The following is a 19,448-nucleotide window of genomic DNA, read 5'->3' on the forward strand; positions in this document are numbered from 1 at the left end:
TGGTTATCCCTTCTGATATTGCCTGGGTTCCCCCAGTCCCTGCGGCAGCTGGTGACATTGCCTGGAGCAGCAAGGTGTATTACTATCAGAAGATCAATAACTGGATCAGCTGGTTTTACAAGGAAAACAAAGAGATTTTCGGAGTGAGATATTACACGGAATCCCTTGATACGGCCGGTAATGGAAAACCAAAAAGATCATCCCTGGCCTATGAACATACCCTCTCCAGAACAGTACCCGCATGGTCGGATGACAGCTGGTTTTCTGATTACCTGGACTGGATTTTCACTGATAATGATGAAGAGAATCTGTCAGAAACAGTGATCCGTTATGAAATAGGAACCAATGGCCAAAAAACCGTTAAGTCTTCCACAAAAGTGGTTCCCACCTTTGGAGAAACGTTCACCATTGACAATCAGATGGATTATACCTTTGAATAAGACCTGATATGAGAATTTCAATGAATAGACCTTCCCTCTTATGGGGGAAGGTGTTTCTTAATTTAATGATCATCCTCCTTCCAGTGATCAATCTGTCGGCGATGAGCGAATCAAATACACTGGTAACCGTCGTTGTTCAGTTTGAAATGAAGACTGACATGATCCGCTCTGAAGAATCCTATAGAATGGCCATGGAAGAGGCGATGGCAAAAGCCATGGCAGAGGGAGAGGCTGATCTTGTCATTTTTCCTGAATATCTGGGTGTTTTTGCTTCTTTGATTCCCTGGTATTCCTACCTGAGTTCTGAAATGCCCATGGAAGACGTTTGGAAAACTCTGGTTCATGACCATCCCGGATTGACCATTAATGAGCTGTTTATAAGGGAATCTCAGGAATGCGATAGCTTTCTGAATGACTTGTGGGGGGATTTAGCGTCCCGATATGATGTCTTTATCCTCAGCGGTACCCGCTTGAATTACAGCCGGGACAGAAAAGGTCTGGTGAATCAGGCTGTGGTGTATAACCCCCGGGGGGAAGTCGTCTACAGGCAGAATAAATACTTCCTGACAGAGTTTGAAGAGGATATATTGAATCTCAGATCAGGGGATATTCGCAAAACTCCGGGATTTATGGTGAAAGATCATCATATCAGACTCACCATCTGCCGTGATACCTTCCTCAAAGAGTGGGAAACACTCTACAAAAATGGTGATCTCTGGATCGATATCAAGGCCAATGGAGTAGAATACACCGAAGACCAGGTAACTCTTTTTACCAGGGCTTTACCCGCCCGATTGGGTCAAACAGCCATTCCATTTGGCATTACCGCCTGTCTGACAGGACATTTTCTTGATTTATTATGGGAAGGTGAGTCAAATTTCCTTTATAATGAAAAAGGTAAGGTCAGTTATCTGGATGTAAGTGAAGCCGTAGACAGCTTTGAAATCTTGAGGAGACAAATTCCCTGACCCGGAGGATGAATGCAAAGGCTCTCCAGGCGCACACAAAAAATATTATATCTGCTCCCTTTCCTTCCAGTCCTGAGTGTGTTTGCAGATGTTTCAACCACGAAGAAGATTCATCAACTTCCCTCAGAATTGAAATTTTCCCAGGATCTATTTCTGATTATATTGATGATTCTTGTGGTCCTGGTTTCCAGAATACTGATCCGTATCACTGAAAGGAAACGCCTTACCCGCCTTTTGAAGAATTGCAATGAAACCATATTAATCTGCGATGTTTCGGGAAACCTGAAAGAGCGTATAACTGGTATTTTCTGGGAGGGCTCTCTTTTAGATTTTTTTGAGAAGGAAAACCACTGGGAGCTTGTCCAGAGTCTTCAGACTGTGGCCGCCATGGCTCCGGATCATCTGATGTGTTTGAATCTGACGTCCCTGGATCTGGAGCAGGAACGATACTATCAGATTGTTCTGCAGAATATGTTGAAGTACAGAAACATCCAGGGCATTTCAGTGACCATAACAGACATTTCTGAAGCAAAATGTCTAGAGAACCGCTTGTTCCGTTCCAGAGAAACAGCCAGCCATGAGGCCCGGCATGACCCTCTCACAAGCATTCCCAACAGACTCTATTTCAATGAAGCCATCAAACGTCGTTTTGCAAGGTTGGAACGCCATAAAGAAGAAACGATTAGCCTTCTGATGATGGATCTGGATCACTTTAAACAAGTCAATGATTCCAAGGGGCATGATGTGGGAGATCTTGTTTTAATCCATTTGAGCAAGATGTGCAGCGAAATGATTCGCGGAGCCGATGTTTTTGCCCGGTACGGAGGTGAAGAATTCATCTGCTATCTTGATGATCTAAATCCAAAAGATGCCCTGGAAGTTGCCGAAAGAATGAGATTGAAGGTTGAAAAATCGGAAGACTGGCCCGAAGGAGTCAAGCTGACGGTCAGCATCGGCATTGTAGAATTCAAGGGAGAAACCCTGCCGGATGATCTCATCAAGAAAGCTGATATAGCCCTTTATAAAGCGAAAGCTACCGGCAGAAACAGGGTCTGTGTTTTTGATGATGACTGCAGATAATTGAGAGTTCAATTGAGAGTGTCTTTACTTGCGGATAGAGCTTATTTCTGATATAAAAGGGGATTGCGCTGACATGAGTGATTACAATCCCTTAGGTTTCTCTTATGCAGCAGGGAGAATAGATGCTTAAAAAACTCGATGGTCTGAAGGGCCGTTACAATGAACTGACTAAACTGATCTCTGATCCGGAACTGGTGAAAGATCAGAAAAAATATAAAACTGTCATGCAGGATTACACTCATCTGTCGGAGATTATGGAGGCGGCCAACTCCTATCAGGAATTGATCTCCTCACTGGCTGATGCCAGGGAGATGCTGTCTGCCGAAAAAGACCCGGAAATGAAAGAAATGGCTAAGGAAGAAATTGACAGCCTCGAAAAGGATGTTGAGGAGATGGAACAAAAAATCCGATTCCTCATGGTCCCTAAGGACCCTCTTGACGGAAAAAATATTATCATGGAAATCCGGGCCGGAACCGGTGGTGACGAAGCGGCTCTTTTTGCAGCCGATCTATACCGGGCCTATTCCCGCTATGCAGAAACAAAAAACTGGAAAGTTGAAATCATGTCCTCCAATGAAATTGAACTGGGGGGATTCAAGGAAATTGTCTGTTCCATCAGCGGCAAGAGTGTCTATGCCGACCTCCGTTATGAATCGGGAGTTCACCGGGTCCAACGAGTTCCGGCCACTGAGTCAGGCGGCCGTATTCATACTTCGGCCATCACCGTAGCCGTACTGCCCGAAGCCGAAGAGACGGATCTGAAAATCAGGACAGAGGACCTGAAGGTCGATGTGTTCCGCTCTTCAGGTCCCGGGGGACAGAGTGTAAACACAACCGACTCTGCCATCAGGATCACTCACCTTCCCACAGGAGTGGTAGTCATCTGTCAGGATGAGAAATCCCAGATTAAAAATAAGGCCAAGGCCCTGAGAGTCCTGAGGTCCCGGCTTCTTGAAGCGGAAGAGGCAAAAAAGAATTCAGAAAGAGCCGAAGCCAGACGAAGCCAGGTCGGCTCGGGAGACCGGTCCGAGCGCATTAGAACATATAACTTTCCTCAAAACCGTGTCACCGATCATAGAATCAATCTGACACTGTACAAGCTGGATGCGGTCATGCAGGGAGATCTTTCTGATTTTTTTAACGCCTTGAAGATGAGTGCACAGGAAGAGGCATTAAAAACCGAGAGAATATGATAGACCTTCAGGAAAGAATCATCCGTGAAGTTCTGAGAGAAGGGTCTCAGAAATTAAAAGATTCGGAAACACCCTGGCTCGATGCGACAGTGCTTCTGGCCAGTCTGCTGAAATGCAGCCGTGAAAAATTACTGGCCTCTTATCCTGAGAGACTGGAGGAAGAACTCTTCCACTCTTTTATGGACCTCATTGAAAAGAGACGATCAGGGCATCCTGTAGCCTATCTGACAGGGAGCAAAGAGTTTTTCGGGCGGTCCTTTTTTGTGGAACAGGGAATTCTCTGTCCCCGGCCCGACACTGAAGTACTCATTGAAGCCGCTTTGGATCAGATTGAAAGGCGGGGGTATCGCCGAATTCATGACCTTTGCGCGGGGAGCGGCTGCATTGCCCTGACCCTGGCTCTGGAGAACAGTGAGCTGCGGGTCAGCGCTTCTGACATTTCATCGACTTCCGAGTCTGTTTTTGAAAAAAACAGAAATAACCTGTGTGCCGGGAATGTCAAGTTCAGACTTGCTTCCCTGCTCAAAGGCCTGGAAGGTCCCCTGGATCTGATCGTCAGCAACCCCCCTTATCTAACAACAGTGGAAACTGAGGACAGAATGGATCAGAATTGGAGGGAGCCGGCACTGGCACTGGACGGCGGAGAAGATGGGCTTGATCTGATCAGAGAAATTATCCGGGATGCCCCCCTCCTTCTGAACAAAAAGGGAATGCTCATGATGGAAGCCGATCCACGCCAGATGGATGAAATGGAGCGATTAATGGGAGCAGCAGGGTTTGATAAAATTAAGAGGGTCCAGGATCTGGCCTCTCATGAAAGAGTCATTCAGGGAGAGATTCCATGATTGATGTTGCTCTGGTTACTCCGGATAAGGTGGAAGTTCTTATTCAGGAATTTCTAGAAAAGCTCGGCCATTTCAGCGAAGAGGATCAGCAGGAAATACTAAAAGCCTGCCGCTGGGCTCAGGAGCTGCATTCAAAGCAGAAACGGGCCAGTGGTGAACCTTATGTCATCCATCCCATTCATGTTGCAGAGATACTTCTGAGTTTGCAGCTGGATGCCACGGCGATCAAGGCAGGACTCCTTCATGATATTCTGGAAGACACGACTGTCACCAGGCAGGAAATCAAAGACCGCTTCGGTATGGAAGTTTTTCATCTGGTCAATGGTGTTACAAAAATCAACATCGTCAATGTTAAGAATAAACGTGTTCAGGAAAGAGAAACCATCCGCAAGATGATCCTGGCCATGGATAAGGATATCAGGGTTGTCCTGATCAAGCTGGCAGACAAGCGGCACAACATGAATACCCTTCAGTACATGCCCGAGGATAAGCAGAAGCGAATTGCCCGGGAATGTCTGGATATTTATGCCCCTCTGGCAGGGAAGCTTGGTATCTACTCCCTGAAAACAGAGCTGGAAGACCTGTCTCTCAAATATCTAAAGCCTGAGGTTTATGATGAAATAAAATTCTTCCTCAGTCAAAAGAAAGAGGAGCGTGGAGAGTTTCTGAAACTGGTTCAGGAACAGATTATCAAAGCGGCAAGGGAAGAAGAGATAGAAATCAGCATAAAAACAAGGGCCAAACACTTCTATTCCATCTATCTGAAGATGAAACACAAGGGGAAAGAACTCAATGAAATCTATGATTTTCTGGGTATCCGAATCCTTTGTAAAACCCAACCCCAGTGTTATGCCCTTCTGGGTCTGGTGCATCATCTTTACAAACCCCTGTCGGGACGTTTTAAAGACTACATTGCCATGCCCAAGGAAAATGGCTACAAGAGTCTGCATACGACGGTAATGACATCATCAGGAAAGCCCCTGGAAATTCAGATTAGAACCGATAAGATGAATAATACCGCCGAATACGGTGTTGCCGCCCACTGGGCCTACAAGGAAGGAAAGCAGACGGCCGATTTGGATAGTTATAATTCAAACCTCCTGAAAAAGCTAAGGGATATCAACAGTGAAGATTATGGTACCAGCGATTTTTTCAACAGTCTGAAAGAAGATGTACTCACGGATACCCTCTTTGTGTTCACCCCCAAGGGAGACACCATTGAGCTTCCCAGCGGCTCAACAGCCATTGATTTTGCCTACCACATCCATACGGATATTGGCGATCACTGTCTGAGCGCCAAGGCGGATGATATGATCATCCCTCTGAATAAATCCCTTAAAAACACTCAGACGATTTCTGTTCAGACCTCTGCCAATGCCCATCCTCATCTGAACTGGCTGCGTTTTGTAAAAACAACCCGGGCCCGGTCAAAAATACGAAACTGGCTGAACAGACACGATAGTGATATTGTCATTGACCGCCATATAGTTGCCAAAAAGGCCTTGAAACGCCAGTCAACTGCACCAGCACCAGTCAAGAATGCCCTGGAAGAAAAGCCTTTCCAAAACAAGATGATGGACAGCAGCAAAATCGGGATCAGCATCGATAAAGAGCGGAATATCATGATTAAACTGGCTGGCTGCTGCAACCCTACAGCAGGAGACAAGATCATCGGTTTTATTTCACGGGGCCGGGGTATCATTGTGCATAAAGCCGACTGTTACAACCTGAAAGGCATCAATGATTTTGAAGAGCGGAAAATTGATGTGGAATGGGAAAATTACTCCGATAAGGCGACCCAGAGTTTCAAGGTGGGCGCGCGGAATGTGGCAGATCTCTTTTCAGAAATTGAAGGAGCCATCCGCAAGTACCAGGGTCACCTCATCTCCGGCAGTATCAATGAAACCGACAGGGGAGATCTGGAGGGATATTTTACGGTGGAAATGAACAAAATGGATGATTACAAGAAGATAGCGAAAAGCATAAGAACCATACCTTCCGTAATGAATATACAAAAAGTGAAACAATTTTAAGGAGGATAGGACCCATGAGCCTAAACATTGTCTTGCATGAACCGGAAATTCCCCAGAATACTGGAAATATTGCCAGAACCTGTGCTGCAACCGGCGCAGCTCTGCATCTGATCGAACCCCTCGGTTTTTCTATCGATGAAAAAGCAGTTCGCAGAGCCGGTCTTGACTACTGGTCAAAACTGTCCCTCTTCGTTTATGCCAGCATCGAAGATTTTTTTGAACAGAACAGCGACGGTCCCTACTTTTTCTGCACGACCAAGGCTAAAAATACCTATGCCGATGTGTCCTACCCTTCTGGAGCCTATCTGATTTTTGGAAAGGAATCCAAAGGTATTCCAGAAGAGATCCTGGGTACACACCCGGGAAACTGTATCCGGATTCCCATGAAAGAGGAAATCCGGTCGTTGAACCTGTCCAATGCGGTGGCCATCATTACCTATGAAGCCCTGAAGCAGCAGAGTTTTCATGGGATGGAGCTGGAGGGAGAACTTCACAACCTTTCATGGGAAGAGAGCCTGAGCCAAACCAGTTGAACCCGGACTGCCTGATTAAAACAACCCGATAATACGCCCGGTATCGGTATCAATATCGATACCCATAAAGGCCGGTTTGCATCCCAATCCGGGCATGGTCATGATATTCCCCGCCAGGGGATACAAAAAGCCTGCTCCCGCACTGAGGCGTATGTCCTCCACAGGAAAACTGTATCCTTTGGGCGGTACATTCTTCCAAAGGGGGTTATGAGACAGGGAGTACTGGGTTTTCGCCATGCAGATAGGCAGCTCATCGTATCCCATATCGCTGTAGGTCTTTATTTTTTTCTCTGCAACAGACGAATATTCCACCTTAGCGGCCCCATAAACCTCTGTAGCCAGGATTTCAATCTTCTCCTTGACGCTTGTCTTCAGATCATAGAGATAACGGAATTCTGAGGGAGTGTTGCTTGCTTTGATGACAGCTGCCGCCAGATCGGCCGCCCCTTCTCCTCCCAGCTCCCAATGGCGTGAAATAACAGCATCCGCCGCACCCGCCGCCAGGGCTTCTTCCCTGATGATCTGCCACTCTTCGGGATCATCCGTCGGAAAGACATTGATGGCCACAACCACGGGTACCCCGAATTTCGCGACTGTCTGAATATGGGCGATCATATTGGCACAGCCCTTTTTAAGAAGCTCCGTATTTTTTTCTTTATAGATAGGATCAAGCTCCTTCCCCGGAGTGACCGCCGGTCCGCCTCCATGCATCTTTAGAGCCCTCACAGTGGCGACCAGCACCACCGCATCGGGGGTCATCCCGCTGGTACGGCATTTGATATGAAAGAATTTCTCCATCCCCACATCGGCCCCGAAACCGGATTCAGTCACCAGATAATCGGCCATCCGGATTCCCATTCTGTCGGCAATGACAGATGAATTCCCGTGGGCAATATTGGCAAAGGGGCCCGTATGAACCAGAGCAGCCTGCTCTTCCATGGTCTGCATCAGATTGGGCATCAGGGCATCTTTTAAAAGGACTGTCATGGCACCGGCCACTCCGAAATCTTCGGCAGTCAGGGGTTGTCCTTTTTTATCCAGAGACATAACCATCCGGCCGATCCTTTCCCGCATGTCTTTTAAATCCCGGGACAAGGCAAGGATCGCCATCAGCTCACTGGCAACGGTGATATCAAAACCACTCTGTCTGAGGGGACCATCTCCCAACTCACCCATGCCGACCATGATATTCCTGAGGGCTCTGTCATTCATATCCAGAACACGCCTCCAGAGGATGGCATAGGGATTTGGATTCAGCCGGGTCAGCCCCTGTTTGGCAAGGAAGGCGTCGCTCCAGCGGCTCTCATGATAGATCCGGGCATCCAGACCCGCCGCACCCAGGTTGTGGGCGGCAGTGACCGCATGGAGGTCTCCAGTGAGGTGAAGATTGAACTCTTCCATGGGGACAATCTGGCTGTACCCTCCTCCGGCAGCTCCGCCCTTGATTCCAAAGGTCGGACCCATGGAGGGTTGACGGATGGCACAGATCGCTTTATGACCCAGATAGGCCAGTCCTTCGGTCAAACCGATGGTCGTTGTCGTTTTGCCTTCGCCCAGGGGAGTCGGTGTGATAGCAGTAACATCGATATATTTTCCAGAGGGCTTTTTTTCCAGATCCTTCAGGGCATCCAGACGGATTTTCCCCTTCTCCGTCCCGTATGAAATCAACTGGTTCTCTGGAAGACCATACTTTGCGGCAATCTGAAGGATGGGTTGGATAGAGGCAGATTGAGCGATGTCTAAATCTGAGGGGGGGGGTGATATGCGGGTAACGGCCATTTTATGCTCCTGGACAAAAATTTCTTATGCAATATCAGCCCCTCACCGGGAGCGGCTTTTTGCACAAATCTATAAGAAATGATAACCCGGTTAGGTAAAAATAGGTTAAGAAATTTTACAGGGTCTGACCTTTATACATCTGAACCATATGATCTTTTTATTAACCTTTTTTCTCTTTTTTTGATTCACGGGACGAAATATTTCCGTTGTTTTATGTATCAATAAAAGGAGTCCACTATGAAGATGATGATTCTATCAATTTTACTGGTTCTGTTCTGGGGTTGCCATAATATGGATGAACCTGAAGCGAGTCCAAGCGGATCTATTAGAATAAGCATCGGCAATAACAACAATAAAGCTATTGGGATGGAAGATTCAACTACAGCCTCGAGTAATACGGATTTGTACGAAGTTTTAATTTACAATGAAACAACTGTCATATCTGCACTGCTGGATCTAAGCAACAGCACGACAACTCTATCTGTTGAGGTAGGGAATTACACGGTATTGATTCTTGCGGGGAACTGCTCCGGTTCGGAAGGAATATTATTAGGATCAGGATTTCAGGAGTCTGTAGCCGTTACAGAAGATTGCCTGACCGATGTCTCTGTTGCATTGACATCTATCAGCCATGAATTCACGGTACCTGAATCAGTTTCCTGCACAGAAACTTACACAATTTCCGTTGCCGGAAATACAAATAACCCGCTGCTGCAAGTCAGCAGCGGCGGGACTATCATGGAGAACAAACCCTATATAGAAATTGGCGATGATGCTACCAATCGTTATTTAAGCTGCTCCCACTCCGGTTCCTCCTGGTCCGGAACCATCGATCTCAATGCGCCGATTCTTTCGGATCAGACAAATATCCAGCTTTACGGGAGTAACATAAAAATTGTTGATCCCCAGTTCGGCCTTGATAGTGATCTGAAAATATTCGGGTCGATAAATTGGAAATGGATAAACAGCTCCCTGATCCCTGAAGGGATCAGGATGGAATCAGACAAGAATATTGAGTTTACCAGTGCCAATACGGGACTGAATATCGAAATTATCTGGAGTTGATATATAAAGGAGAAAAAGGCCGCCGATTTTGCTGCCTTTTTAAAATCCCAGAGCAATCATATACCTGCAATAACACCTCAAGCTAGCGCTTCTTCCAGCTCTTGTAATAATACTTTCTGGCAGCTTCCAAAAGGCGGTAAAAAAGATAAATCAGACGGCTGTAGGGATAATCCCAGGCTCCTGGTCTATGACGGATTTCTCCACCAAATCCAGTTTTAAAACGATACAGTCCCGCCATGGGATGGTCCGGGTCCTCACTGGGAGGAATTCCGAACATGTCATAACTGGTGCAGCCCCGTCTGCAGGCCTCCTGCAGGGCCGCTGACTGCAGAGCATAAGCGGGCATGAGGTTTCTTTTTTCATTGGATGATGCCCCGTAGAGATAAACCGCTTCCTTCTGGTGAAAAAGAACGATAATTCCTGCCAGAAGTTCAGCTTCTGAATAAGCCAGAAACAGTTTTAAACGAGCTTGCTTGTTGTCTGAAAGAAGAGAAAAGAGGTTTTCATAGTAGGAGAGAGGATGAATTCCAATTTTATCCCTCAGGGCAGTGATCCGGTAGAGTTCGTACCACTCCTTCAGCCTGTCGGCACCGGCGATCTCCACAGTGACTCCTTTTTTGGCGGCCAGGCGAATGTTGTAGCGTGTCTTTTTATGCATCCCCGGAAGCAGGGCATCGTATCCCTCCCGGAGGTCAAGAACCACCGTGTCGGGAGGCTGAATGTCGAGAGGAGCCTTTTTTAAAATGTCCGGAAATACGGGAGCCAGGGTATCAAAGGTAGAATATTCAGGTAGATCGTAACGGATAAAGAAACAACCCAGGGGCAGGATGCCCCTCAATTCCATGGACAACTCCACCAGAAAGCTGTCTCTGTCCTCCTGTCCTGCAGAGGCGGGAGGCCCTCCGGGGACATAGGCCAGAGACAGACCGGCAGGAAGGGAACGGATGAGGATCAAGAGAACACCTTCTTTCTCCCCCCGATTCCAGCGTATGGCCTCGGCTTTCCAGCCGAAAGAGGCTTTCTGTTTTGCCCAGAAGGCGGTCTGGAGAAAACCAGCCGTTTCTGCCCTGGAGCTCAGTTCTTCCAGGGAAATTCGTTCAGCAATCAGGACGGCCAAAGATCAGCCTACTTCTCCATTGACGACTTTTTCGGTTCTCACAGGCTGTCCGGAGATGCATAAGGCCGTTTCTCCCACCATGACGGCATGGTCTTTCACAAGGATGGGACCCTCAAAAAAACGATCAACCTTGATCTTCTTGCCGGGGGCGGTCAGATCCGAGTTATCTCCTTCCAGAAGAACTCTGTCACCGGGCTGCCCGCTTGCAGAAAACAGAACTTCCATGTGTTCCTTGTTCTCGGCGGCGAGGAGCATTCCGTTGCTCTTTATCCCCCGCAGTTTGGCTGGTTTCAGGTTGAAGGCCAGAATAATATTCCTGCCTTCAAGCTCATCAATGCTGTAATGTCCCACCAGTCCGGAACAGATGGTTCTGCTCTCCGCCTCGCCCCCGTCCAAGGTGATAACATACAGTTTGTCGGCCTCGGGATGCTGGTCAACCTTGAGAATCTTTGCGACCCTCAGGTCGATGACTGCTCTGAAATTGGACTCGGGATTGTCCTCAGCTCCAGCAGCGGTTCTATCGGCCTGAGAACCTGCAAAGCGGAGAATCTGTTCTTCCACAAAGTCGTCTTCCAGCTTCTTAAACAGGATTTCAGGCTGTCCGATGGTGCCGACACCCTTCATTTCACAGAGATGTTCCCATTTCAGGTCTCTCAACCCCAGTTGGGAAGCGATGCGGTCGGATGTTCCCGGAAGATAGGGATGAACCAGAATAGCCAGGTCTCTCACCAGGTAGAGCAGGTTCATAAGGAGGCTGGCTGCCGCCTCGGGATCGTCATTTCTGGTTCTCCAGGGTTCACCTTCCTGAAAAGCCTTATTCCCCAGGCTGGAGAGATAGAGCATTTCCTTAAAGGCATCCCGCAACTCGGCTCTATCCAGCTTAGAGGTAATGACCGCCTCTCTTTCACTGATATCTTTCCAGAGGGCTTCATCTACCTTTCCCTCTGGGATTTTACCGTCGTAAAAGCGGTTTGTGAAGGTCAGAGTTCTGTTGACCAGGTTTCCCAGATTCCCGATGAGTTCGGAGTTTACCTTTTCCTGAAAATCTTTCCAGGTGAACTGGGTGTCCGATTTTTCGGGTCTGTTATAGAAAATATAAAATCTCCAGACATCCGCCGGGATACCTGTGTCCTGACAATCGTTGCCGAAGACACCGATTCCCTTGCTTTTAGAGAATTTTGTGTTTTCATAGTTAAGGTATTCACTGGAGGACATATGATGAAGCATGGTCCAGTTTTCTCCCGATCCGAGCAGTGTAGAGGGAAAGATGACAGTATGAAAGGGAATATTATCTTTACCGATAAACTGAAAGAGTTTCACATTTTCAGGATTCTGCCACCAGGATTTCCACTCGGGAGTATAACAGGCTGAAATGGAGATGTACCCGATGGGAGCGTCAAACCAGACGTAGAAAACCTTGTCTTCAAAGCCCTCTTTAGGAACGGGAATACCCCATTTCAGGTCTCTCGTGATGGCTCTCTCTTTCAGGCCGTCCCGAATCCAGCTCTTTGTCATTTGAATGGCATTTCGAGCCCAGAAACCGTCTACTGAGGCTTCTTCCATCCAGGCTTCCAGCTTGGGAAGCACAGCGGGAAGGTCAATATAGAGGTGACTGGTGTTTTTTAATTCCGGGGTGGCCCCGCAGGTTCCGCAACGCGGCTCGATCAGTTCGATGGGCTCCAGAAGTTTGCCGCAGTCTTCACACTGGTCTCCCCGGGCATTGATAGATTCACAGTGAGGACAGGTCCCATGGACATAACGGTCTGCCAGGAAACGATCGCAGCTGTTGCAAAAAAGCTGTTCAATCGTTTTTTCATTGATTAGACCAGCGTCATCAATTTTTTTAAAAAGCCCCTGAACGATTTCGGTCTGCTCGGGTGTTGAGGTTCTTCCAAAATAGTCAAACTCAATATTGAACCATTTATAGATATCTGCATGGACCTTATGGAAGCGGTCACAGAGCTCCCGGGGAGTCACGCCTTCTTCCAGGGCCTTTGTTTCGGTGGCGGTTCCGTATTCGTCGGTGCCGCAGACATAAAGGGTTTCATAGCCGTACTGGCGGCAAAACCTGGCAAAAACATCGGCTGAGAGAACCTGTATAAGATTTCCCAGGTGGGGAATATTATTTACGTAGGGTAGTGCTGAAGTCACAAGTCTTCGTTTCACGGCCAAACCTCGCTGAAATCTTGATTTATTGGATTGTTTCAATCGGATTATCATAAAAAGGGTGAAAGGAATTGTCAATGCCGCCTCTTAGGGAGAACAAACGATTATCCTTGACCTGAGAGGCCAGGTTATATACCTTTTAAGACAGAGTTAAAGGATTACATGTCCAAAGACTCGATAATTTGAAAATAAGGAGCCTATCCATGCCTGAAAGAGATGTCTCTCCTGAAAAAGGAAAGATTAATTTGCCGATGAAGCCAAAGTACATTTGGATCATATTGATTGTTGTCATCGCAGCATTCAGTATTATGAGCGGTGTTTATGTCGTAGACCAGACCGAAGAAGCGGTTGTACTGACACTGGGAAAATATAACCGGACAACCGGAGCGGGACTACAGTATAAAATCCCTCTGGGAGTGGAAAGAGCCTACAAAGTTCCCACCAAGGTAATCCAGACCATGCAGTTCGGTTTCAGAACCGACAGCGCCGGAATCAATACAGTCTATTCAAAGAATGACTATTCCAATGAATCCCTCATGCTTACCGGGGACCTGAACATTGTAGATGTTTCCTGGATCATTCAGTATAGAATTGTTGACCCCCAAGCCTGGCTGTTCAATGTGAACAACAAGGAAAAGACAATCCGGGATATCTCCCAGTCCGTCGTAAACCTGCTGGTAGGAGACCGGGCCATTCTGAATGTTATCGGATCTGAAAGAATAAGCATCGAAGACCAGAGCATCCAGATGCTCCAGGCCGTAATGGATGATTACGGAATGGGTATACAGGTAACGACCGTCAAGCTTCAGAACATAGTGCCCCCCGTGGGAGAAGTTCAGGATGCCTTTGAAGACGTGAATAAAGCCATTCAGGATATGAACAGACTCATCAATGAAGGGAAAGAAGCCTATAACAAGGAAATCCCCAAGGCAACAGGTCAGGCTCAGCAGTTGATTCAGGTGGCAGAGGGATACGCAACAGAGCGTGTGAACAAAGCAAACGGTGATACGGCTCGATTCTCGGCTGTATTGACAGAATACAACAAGAATCCTTCCATTACCCGGGACCGGCTTTACTATGAAATGATAGACGAGGTCCTCAAGAAAGGAAACCCTGTTGATATTGTAGACAAGAATCTTAAAAACTTTGTCCCCTTCAAAGCCATTGGCGGACAGACAGGAGGTGTACAGTGAACAGTTCAATAAAGATTTTACTTGTCGCAGTTGTTCTTTTCATATTGGTTGCATTTATGGGACCTTTTTATATTGTTCCCGAAGGTGAGCAGGCAATCGTTACCCGTTTTGGTAAGATTGTGAAGGCTGAAACCGATGCCGGATTGAAGTTTAGAGTTCCATTTGTGGATAATGTTTCCCGATATTCCAAGAGAATTCTCAGCTGGGATGGTGACCCCAAAAGACTTCCCACATCTGAAAACCAGTTTATCTGGGTCGATACAACCGCCCGTTGGATCATCAGTGATCCTGCCAAATTTTATGAATCTGTCACATCCATGAACCAGGCCTACGCCCGGCTTGATGATGTCATCGACTCGGCTGTGAGAACCATCATTGCCCAGAATCCTCTGGCCGAATCTGTGAGAAGCACAGACCAGATCAGAAAATCTTCTGTTAAAACCCAGGCAGCGCAGGTCATCACCGATGAAGAAGGGAACGGTCCAAACTTCTCGATTACCACTGGAACAAACTTTTCCAAAATTAAGAAGGGACGTCAAATAATTTCTGATCAAATTCAGACCAGAGCCAAAATTTTAACACCCGAGTATGGAATAAAGCTGATAGACGTTGTTATCCGTCAGATCCGTTATTCTGACGACCTGACACAGTCTGTCTATGCCAGAATGATCACAGAACGAAACCAGATTGCCCAGGCCTATCGGTCTTATGGTGAAGGTCAGAAAGCAGAATGGATGGGAAAACTCGAAAGAGAACAGAAATCAATCCTTTCAGGAGCTTATGCCAAGTCTCAAGAGATCAAAGGTCGGGCCGATGCAATATCAACAAAAATCTATGGTGATGAATATGGACGTAATCCTGATTTCTATAACTTCTGGAAATCTATGGAGTCCTACAGTACCACCCTGCCCTCTTTGAATAAGACATTGACAACAGATATGGATTATTTCAAATATCTCTATAATTCCACAGGTAGATAAACTCTTCCTATATAAAAAACCGGGGCAGTTAAAACTGACCCCGGTTTTTTTTGATACTTTGAGTTAAACCCTTTACTTTTTCACCTTCAGATGCTTCTGGGCCAGCCAGAGATCGGCAGGTCGATTAAACCTGTTCTTACCGGACAGAATTAAATAAAGAACGAAACAGAGAAGCACATAGAAGGCATAGATACCCAGAACGATATAAGTCTGTACCAAAGAGCCTTTAAGGGCGCCATAAGCTGGCATATTAGCTGTAAGGATAATAGGAATCACCATGAGGAAGACCATCCCCGAGGCATACATGTAATCCTTGGATGCGGGTGTCTCGAACTCGGGATCGATGATTCTCAGAAGAGCAAGGCCCGTTGGCAGTGTTCCTGTAACACAGCCATAGATCAGAATGGCCCTGTAAAAACTATGATCTTCAAAGATCCGGCTGGACAGCCAGATATGAGTGACGATGGTAATAAAACCACTGATCCCGGCAACAACCAGAATGGGAATCCAATAATCCACCAATACGGCGATAGAAATGGCTCCCACCGAAGCGGCTACCATAAAATCGACGGAAAAACCGGCCACTCGCGTCAGCCTCTGATCATCTACAATGTATTCCAGATTCAGGATGACCAGAATTTTTTTCACAACCATGGCCATGACGGCAGAAAAGATAAACATGATTCCCCAGAGGTTCACAGCCAGTTCAGATCCCAGAGGACCGGCAAAAGCCAGGAGCCAGGACAGAAGGCGTAGAAACAGGTAGCTGAGCAGATAGGTACCCAGAATCATGGCGGCATTGAAAGACAAGGGGTCGATGGCTTCGGTGGAAGTCTTATTTGACACCATTTCGCCGGGTGCCTCCTCCCCTCTTTTCACAACACCTGCACGGACAGTCGCTTTATCCAGACCGGACATCTGTTCGGGATAGATCCATTTCTTTTTGAGACCGAAATTAATCAGAAAAATCCCCCCGAAACAGGCTAGCAGAAACCCGAGAGCACCAAAAGTGAGACCAACCGAAGCCAGTCCTTCAAAACCCAGATCTTCCCAACCGCTTCCGATGGCAAAGGCCTGGCCTGGTCCCAGTGAAAATCCGAGAGTAGCGAAGAGGCCGAAACCGGGAAAGAGATTCGGAAACACGGTGTGTATCATAATGAGGGTCAGGACTGTCCCGACAAAGCACTGCAACCCGTATTGGGCGACAAGAGATGTGGCCATTGAAAACACGGCTTTTCTGTCTGACTTAACCTTTTTTCCAACGCGAAGAATCATGGCGATAAATGAAATATTCAGAAAATGAAAAACCATGTTTCCAAGAGAAAGGGTGGTCCAGCCCCAAAGGGGTCCTATCCAATTGTAAAATATCAGGAGAATAAATCCTGCAGTCAGAGAATTGGGTATCAGATATTTCTGAAAAAAACTGATTTTTGACCGGATCAGTGTTCCCAATAATAAGGCGATGGAGATAATGCCGAGATCAATAATAAAAGTCCAATGAAAATTCACGAGTGCCTCCTGTAGCCATTGACACAATACACCTTTAATTTACAACAGAAAAGGCATTTTTGTCAAAAAAAAAGGTCCCAGTCTCCTTTTGGGAGACTGGGACCTTTGCTCAGGATTTACACTGAGAGAATGAATTAAACCTTATCGTCGGGGATCTCTTTTTCTTCATCCCCTTCCATGGTCAGAGGCACTTCCCTTGTGAAGGGAGACTCTGATTTATGATCCGAATTGACCTGGGGGGGTTCATTACTTTCAGCCAGCTCTCTCGCCTTATTCCGTGCGATGATGGCATCGTTCCGTTTCTGTCCTGTCATGGCGGCCCGTTCTGTGACCTTCATGTCCCGTTTCTTTCGGGTGACAAGTTCGTTGGCGCCGGTATCATTGGTTCTAATGATCTCCAGAAATTCCTCGTTGCTGATCACTTCTTCATCCATCAGATGATCGGTCACCTTCTGCAGGAGATCTCTGTGTTTTGTCAGCATATCTACAACCACCTTGTAACGCTCTTCCATAAGCCTGGATATTTCTTCATCGATGTACTGCTGGGTCTGTTCAGAATATTCTTTCTGCGGTCCACTGCCGTCAAGGTAACTGCCGCTCCGTCTTGTGAGAGCCATATTCTTGAAGCGTGCACTCATGCCGTATTCGGTAATCATGTTGCGGGCGATATCCGTACTCTTCATGATATCATTGGATGCACCGGTTGAGATCATATTGAAGACAATTTCCTCCGCAGCCCGTCCTCCCAGAAGGATATCTATCCGCCCGATCAGTTCATCCTGAGTCATAAGAAAACGGTCTTCCGTCGGGGTCTGAAGGGTATACCCCAGGGCTCCCATACCTCGGGGAACAATGGATATCTTATGCACTGGATCGGCATCCGGTGTAAAAGCGGCCACCAAGGCATGTCCTGTCTCATGATAGGCCACGATTTCCCGCTCCCTGGGATTGATCAGACGGTTCTTTTTCTCAAGACCGGCAATGGTTTTTTCAATGGCCTCATCCAGGTCCTTATGAGTCACTGCCTTCCGTCCTCCCCGCACAGCCAGAAGGGCGGCTTCATTGACGATATTGGCAAGGTCAGCACCAACAAAACCGGGTGTGGCCTTGGCGACATTTTTTAATTCAACCGAGGGGTCCAGTGTGACTCCGACGGTATGGATTTTCAATATGGCTTCCCGTCCCAGAAGGTCGGGCTTATCCACCAGAACCTGTCTGTCAAATCGACCGGGTCTGAGGAGAGCCGGGTCCAGAACTTCCGGTCTGTTGGTGGCGGCCAGGATGATAACACCCGAGGTGGAATCGAATCCATCCATTTCCACCAGCAGCTGGTTCAGAGTCTGTTCACGCTCATCATTGGTACTCATGGCTCCGGCGCGGCTTTTTCCAATGGCATCAAGTTCATCGATGAAGATGATGCAGGGCGCTTTTTCACGAGCCTGCTTGAACAGGTCCCTCACACGGGCTGCTCCGACACCGACAAACATTTCAACAAAGTCGGCACCGCTCATCCGGAAGAATGTCACTGCCGCTTCGCCGGCTACAGCACGGGCCATCAGGGTTTTACCTGTTCCTGGAGGTCCTACCAGGAGAACACCTTTTGGAATTTTACCACCAATAGCGGTGTATTTATCCGGGGTCTTGAGAAAATCGACGACCTCAATTAATTCATCTTTTGACTCTTCACAACCCGCCACATCCTTGAATCGTGTTTTCAAATCTTCTTCGGCGACAATCTTTGAATTATTCTGACCAAAACTCATGACGTTTGATCCGCCGCCCATGTTACCCATTTTTTTGAAGATCATCCGCCAGATGTAAAAGAGAATCAGAAGTGGGATGACCCAGCTCAGCAGGATCTCTACGAAATAATTCCTCTTTTCCTGTTCTGCATAGAACTCAACTCCCTTACTTTCCAGAAGAGGAACGAAGGTTGGATCATTGATAGGTACTGTTTTAAAAACATTCCCCAGATCTTGGGAGGGTGCGTTCCCTGACAGGCGTTGGGAGATGGTATCAACCACCTGAGAGGCATACTCGTCGGATGTATAGGTCATGCCATAGTAAAAAGAAGGGGTTATCTTGACCCGTTTGATTTCACCCGCAGTAACTTTTTCTTTGAAGTTGGAAAACTCGATGACCTCATCAGGGGTTTTCAGAAACATAAAATTGAGTATTGCCAGTACAACGATGACAAGGAGAAAGTACCAGAAAGAAAATTTATATTTTCCATTTTTGAATTTCTTGACTCTTTTTTCCATATTCTCTGGTTTCAACTCATTCCGGAGCTTCTGTTTCCAGTCATCATTGTTATCCTGTTTGCCATTGGCATTCAGTTTATAGTCATCAGTTTCTTTACTCATCTGTTACTCCTGCCTGACCTGTCTTCAGATTAAGGCTCTTGGTCTGAATTCCCGAATTGCGGGACTTACAAAACCATTATTATTAAAATACGGAATCTCCTGGGGGAAGTAAAGTTAAAAAAGTCCTGTAAATCCCCCCCACTCTGGCGAACTACAGGATTATCTTTAGACTATGGAACTGCCC

General features: G+C 47.0%; 15 protein-coding genes. 10 read left to right on the forward strand and 5 right to left on the reverse strand.

Annotated features, from left to right (window positions below; genetic code table 11):
* The 7 genes from PF479_RS17460 to PF479_RS17490 all read left to right on the forward strand — a co-directional run.
* Window positions 1-440 (forward strand): hypothetical protein (locus tag PF479_RS17460; RefSeq protein ID WP_298009303.1); only part of this gene is annotated, 440 nt, incomplete at its 5' end.
* 20 nt (window positions 441-460) lie between these two features.
* On the forward strand, window positions 461-1,408 hold the full coding sequence (locus PF479_RS17465) for a hypothetical protein (RefSeq protein ID WP_298009306.1): 948 nt from the start codon (window positions 461-463) through the stop codon (window positions 1,406-1,408).
* A 12-nt stretch (window positions 1,409-1,420) separates the two neighbouring features.
* Window positions 1,421-2,488, forward strand: coding sequence for a GGDEF domain-containing protein (locus tag PF479_RS17470; protein WP_298009310.1), 1,068 nt, complete (start codon window positions 1,421-1,423; stop codon window positions 2,486-2,488).
* Between the two features lie 122 nt (window positions 2,489-2,610).
* Complete coding sequence (prfA, locus tag PF479_RS17475) at window positions 2,611-3,681, forward strand: peptide chain release factor 1 (protein WP_298009313.1); 1,071 nt, start codon at window positions 2,611-2,613, stop codon at window positions 3,679-3,681.
* Window positions 3,678-4,526, forward strand: coding sequence for a peptide chain release factor N(5)-glutamine methyltransferase (gene prmC, locus PF479_RS17480; RefSeq protein ID WP_298009315.1), 849 nt, complete (start codon window positions 3,678-3,680; stop codon window positions 4,524-4,526). Before prfA ends, prmC begins: the two co-directional genes overlap by 4 nt.
* Window positions 4,523-6,559, forward strand: a complete 2,037-nt coding sequence (locus PF479_RS17485) for a RelA/SpoT family protein (RefSeq protein ID WP_298009318.1) — start codon at window positions 4,523-4,525, stop codon at window positions 6,557-6,559. The genes prmC and PF479_RS17485 overlap by 4 nt, the downstream gene beginning before the upstream one ends.
* 14 nt (window positions 6,560-6,573) lie before the next feature.
* Window positions 6,574-7,092, forward strand: a complete 519-nt coding sequence (locus tag PF479_RS17490) for a tRNA (cytidine(34)-2'-O)-methyltransferase (RefSeq protein WP_298009321.1) — start codon at window positions 6,574-6,576, stop codon at window positions 7,090-7,092.
* Window positions 7,093-7,107: 15 nt separating this feature from the next.
* Here PF479_RS17490 and PF479_RS17495 read toward each other — a convergent pair whose 3' ends face one another.
* A complete protein-coding gene (locus PF479_RS17495) occupies window positions 7,108-8,871 on the reverse strand; it encodes a formate--tetrahydrofolate ligase (protein ID WP_298009324.1) in 1,764 nt (587 codons plus the stop codon).
* 237 nt (window positions 8,872-9,108) lie between these two features.
* Here PF479_RS17495 and PF479_RS17500 point away from each other — a divergent pair, with 237 nt between their 5' ends.
* Entirely contained in the window at window positions 9,109-9,936 is an 828-nt protein-coding gene (locus tag PF479_RS17500) for a hypothetical protein (protein WP_298009327.1), read from the forward strand.
* 82 nt (window positions 9,937-10,018) lie between these two features.
* On the opposite strand, the gene PF479_RS17505 is transcribed toward PF479_RS17500, so the two are convergent.
* Together PF479_RS17505 and metG are read right to left on the reverse strand one after the other, a co-directional pair.
* Window positions 10,019-11,053 (reverse strand): peptidoglycan bridge formation glycyltransferase FemA/FemB family protein, encoded by a 1,035-nt coding sequence (locus PF479_RS17505; protein ID WP_298009330.1) that lies wholly within the window; start codon window positions 11,051-11,053, stop codon window positions 10,019-10,021.
* Window positions 11,054-11,056: 3 nt separating this feature from the next.
* Entirely contained in the window at window positions 11,057-13,219 is a 2,163-nt protein-coding gene (gene metG / locus PF479_RS17510; protein WP_298009333.1) for a methionine--tRNA ligase, read from the reverse strand.
* 203 nt (window positions 13,220-13,422) lie between these two features.
* On the opposite strand from metG, the gene hflK reads away from it, so the two are divergent.
* Window positions 13,423-14,412: an FtsH protease activity modulator HflK gene (gene hflK, locus PF479_RS17515; RefSeq protein ID WP_298009336.1), complete on the forward strand. Its 990-nt coding sequence runs from the start codon at window positions 13,423-13,425 to the stop codon at window positions 14,410-14,412.
* Entirely contained in the window at window positions 14,409-15,392 is a 984-nt protein-coding gene (hflC, locus tag PF479_RS17520; protein WP_298009339.1) for a protease modulator HflC, read from the forward strand. The genes hflK and hflC overlap by 4 nt, the downstream gene beginning before the upstream one ends.
* 72 nt (window positions 15,393-15,464) lie before the next feature.
* On the opposite strand, the gene PF479_RS17525 is transcribed toward hflC, so the two are convergent.
* Both PF479_RS17525 and ftsH read right to left on the reverse strand, forming a co-directional pair.
* Window positions 15,465-16,901 carry a sodium:glutamate symporter gene (locus tag PF479_RS17525; RefSeq protein ID WP_298009342.1) on the reverse strand — a complete coding sequence of 479 codons (1,437 nt, stop codon included), beginning with the start codon at window positions 16,899-16,901 and terminating at the stop codon, window positions 15,465-15,467.
* A gap of 134 nt (window positions 16,902-17,035) precedes the next feature.
* On the reverse strand, window positions 17,036-19,264 hold the full coding sequence (ftsH, locus tag PF479_RS17530; protein WP_298009345.1) for an ATP-dependent zinc metalloprotease FtsH: 2,229 nt from the start codon (window positions 19,262-19,264) through the stop codon (window positions 17,036-17,038).
* Window positions 19,265-19,448: the final 184 nt, after the last annotated feature.

This window comes from Oceanispirochaeta sp. (assembly GCF_027859075.1).
Lineage (GTDB): Bacteria > Spirochaetota > Spirochaetia > DSM-2461 > DSM-2461 > Oceanispirochaeta.

What these genes read in the sequence shown, in the direction of transcription:
- PF479_RS17465 (WP_298009306.1), top strand. Translation starts at nt 461, where the DNA reads ATGAATAGACCTTCCCTCTTATGGGGGAAGGTGTTTCTTAATTTAATG.
- PF479_RS17470 (WP_298009310.1), top strand. Translation starts at nt 1,421, where the DNA reads ATGCAAAGGCTCTCCAGGCGCACACAAAAAATATTATATCTGCTCCCT.
- prfA (WP_298009313.1), top strand. Translation starts at nt 2,611, where the DNA reads ATGCTTAAAAAACTCGATGGTCTGAAGGGCCGTTACAATGAACTGACT.
- prmC (WP_298009315.1), top strand. Translation starts at nt 3,678, where the DNA reads ATGATAGACCTTCAGGAAAGAATCATCCGTGAAGTTCTGAGAGAAGGG.
- PF479_RS17485 (WP_298009318.1), top strand. Translation starts at nt 4,523, where the DNA reads ATGATTGATGTTGCTCTGGTTACTCCGGATAAGGTGGAAGTTCTTATT.
- PF479_RS17490 (WP_298009321.1), top strand. Translation starts at nt 6,574, where the DNA reads ATGAGCCTAAACATTGTCTTGCATGAACCGGAAATTCCCCAGAATACT.
- PF479_RS17495 (WP_298009324.1), bottom strand. Translation starts at nt 8,871, where the DNA reads ATGGCCGTTACCCGCATATCACCCCCCCCCTCAGATTTAGACATCGCT.
- PF479_RS17500 (WP_298009327.1), top strand. Translation starts at nt 9,109, where the DNA reads ATGAAGATGATGATTCTATCAATTTTACTGGTTCTGTTCTGGGGTTGC.
- hflK (WP_298009336.1), top strand. Translation starts at nt 13,423, where the DNA reads ATGCCTGAAAGAGATGTCTCTCCTGAAAAAGGAAAGATTAATTTGCCG.
- ftsH (WP_298009345.1), bottom strand. Translation starts at nt 19,264, where the DNA reads ATGAGTAAAGAAACTGATGACTATAAACTGAATGCCAATGGCAAACAG.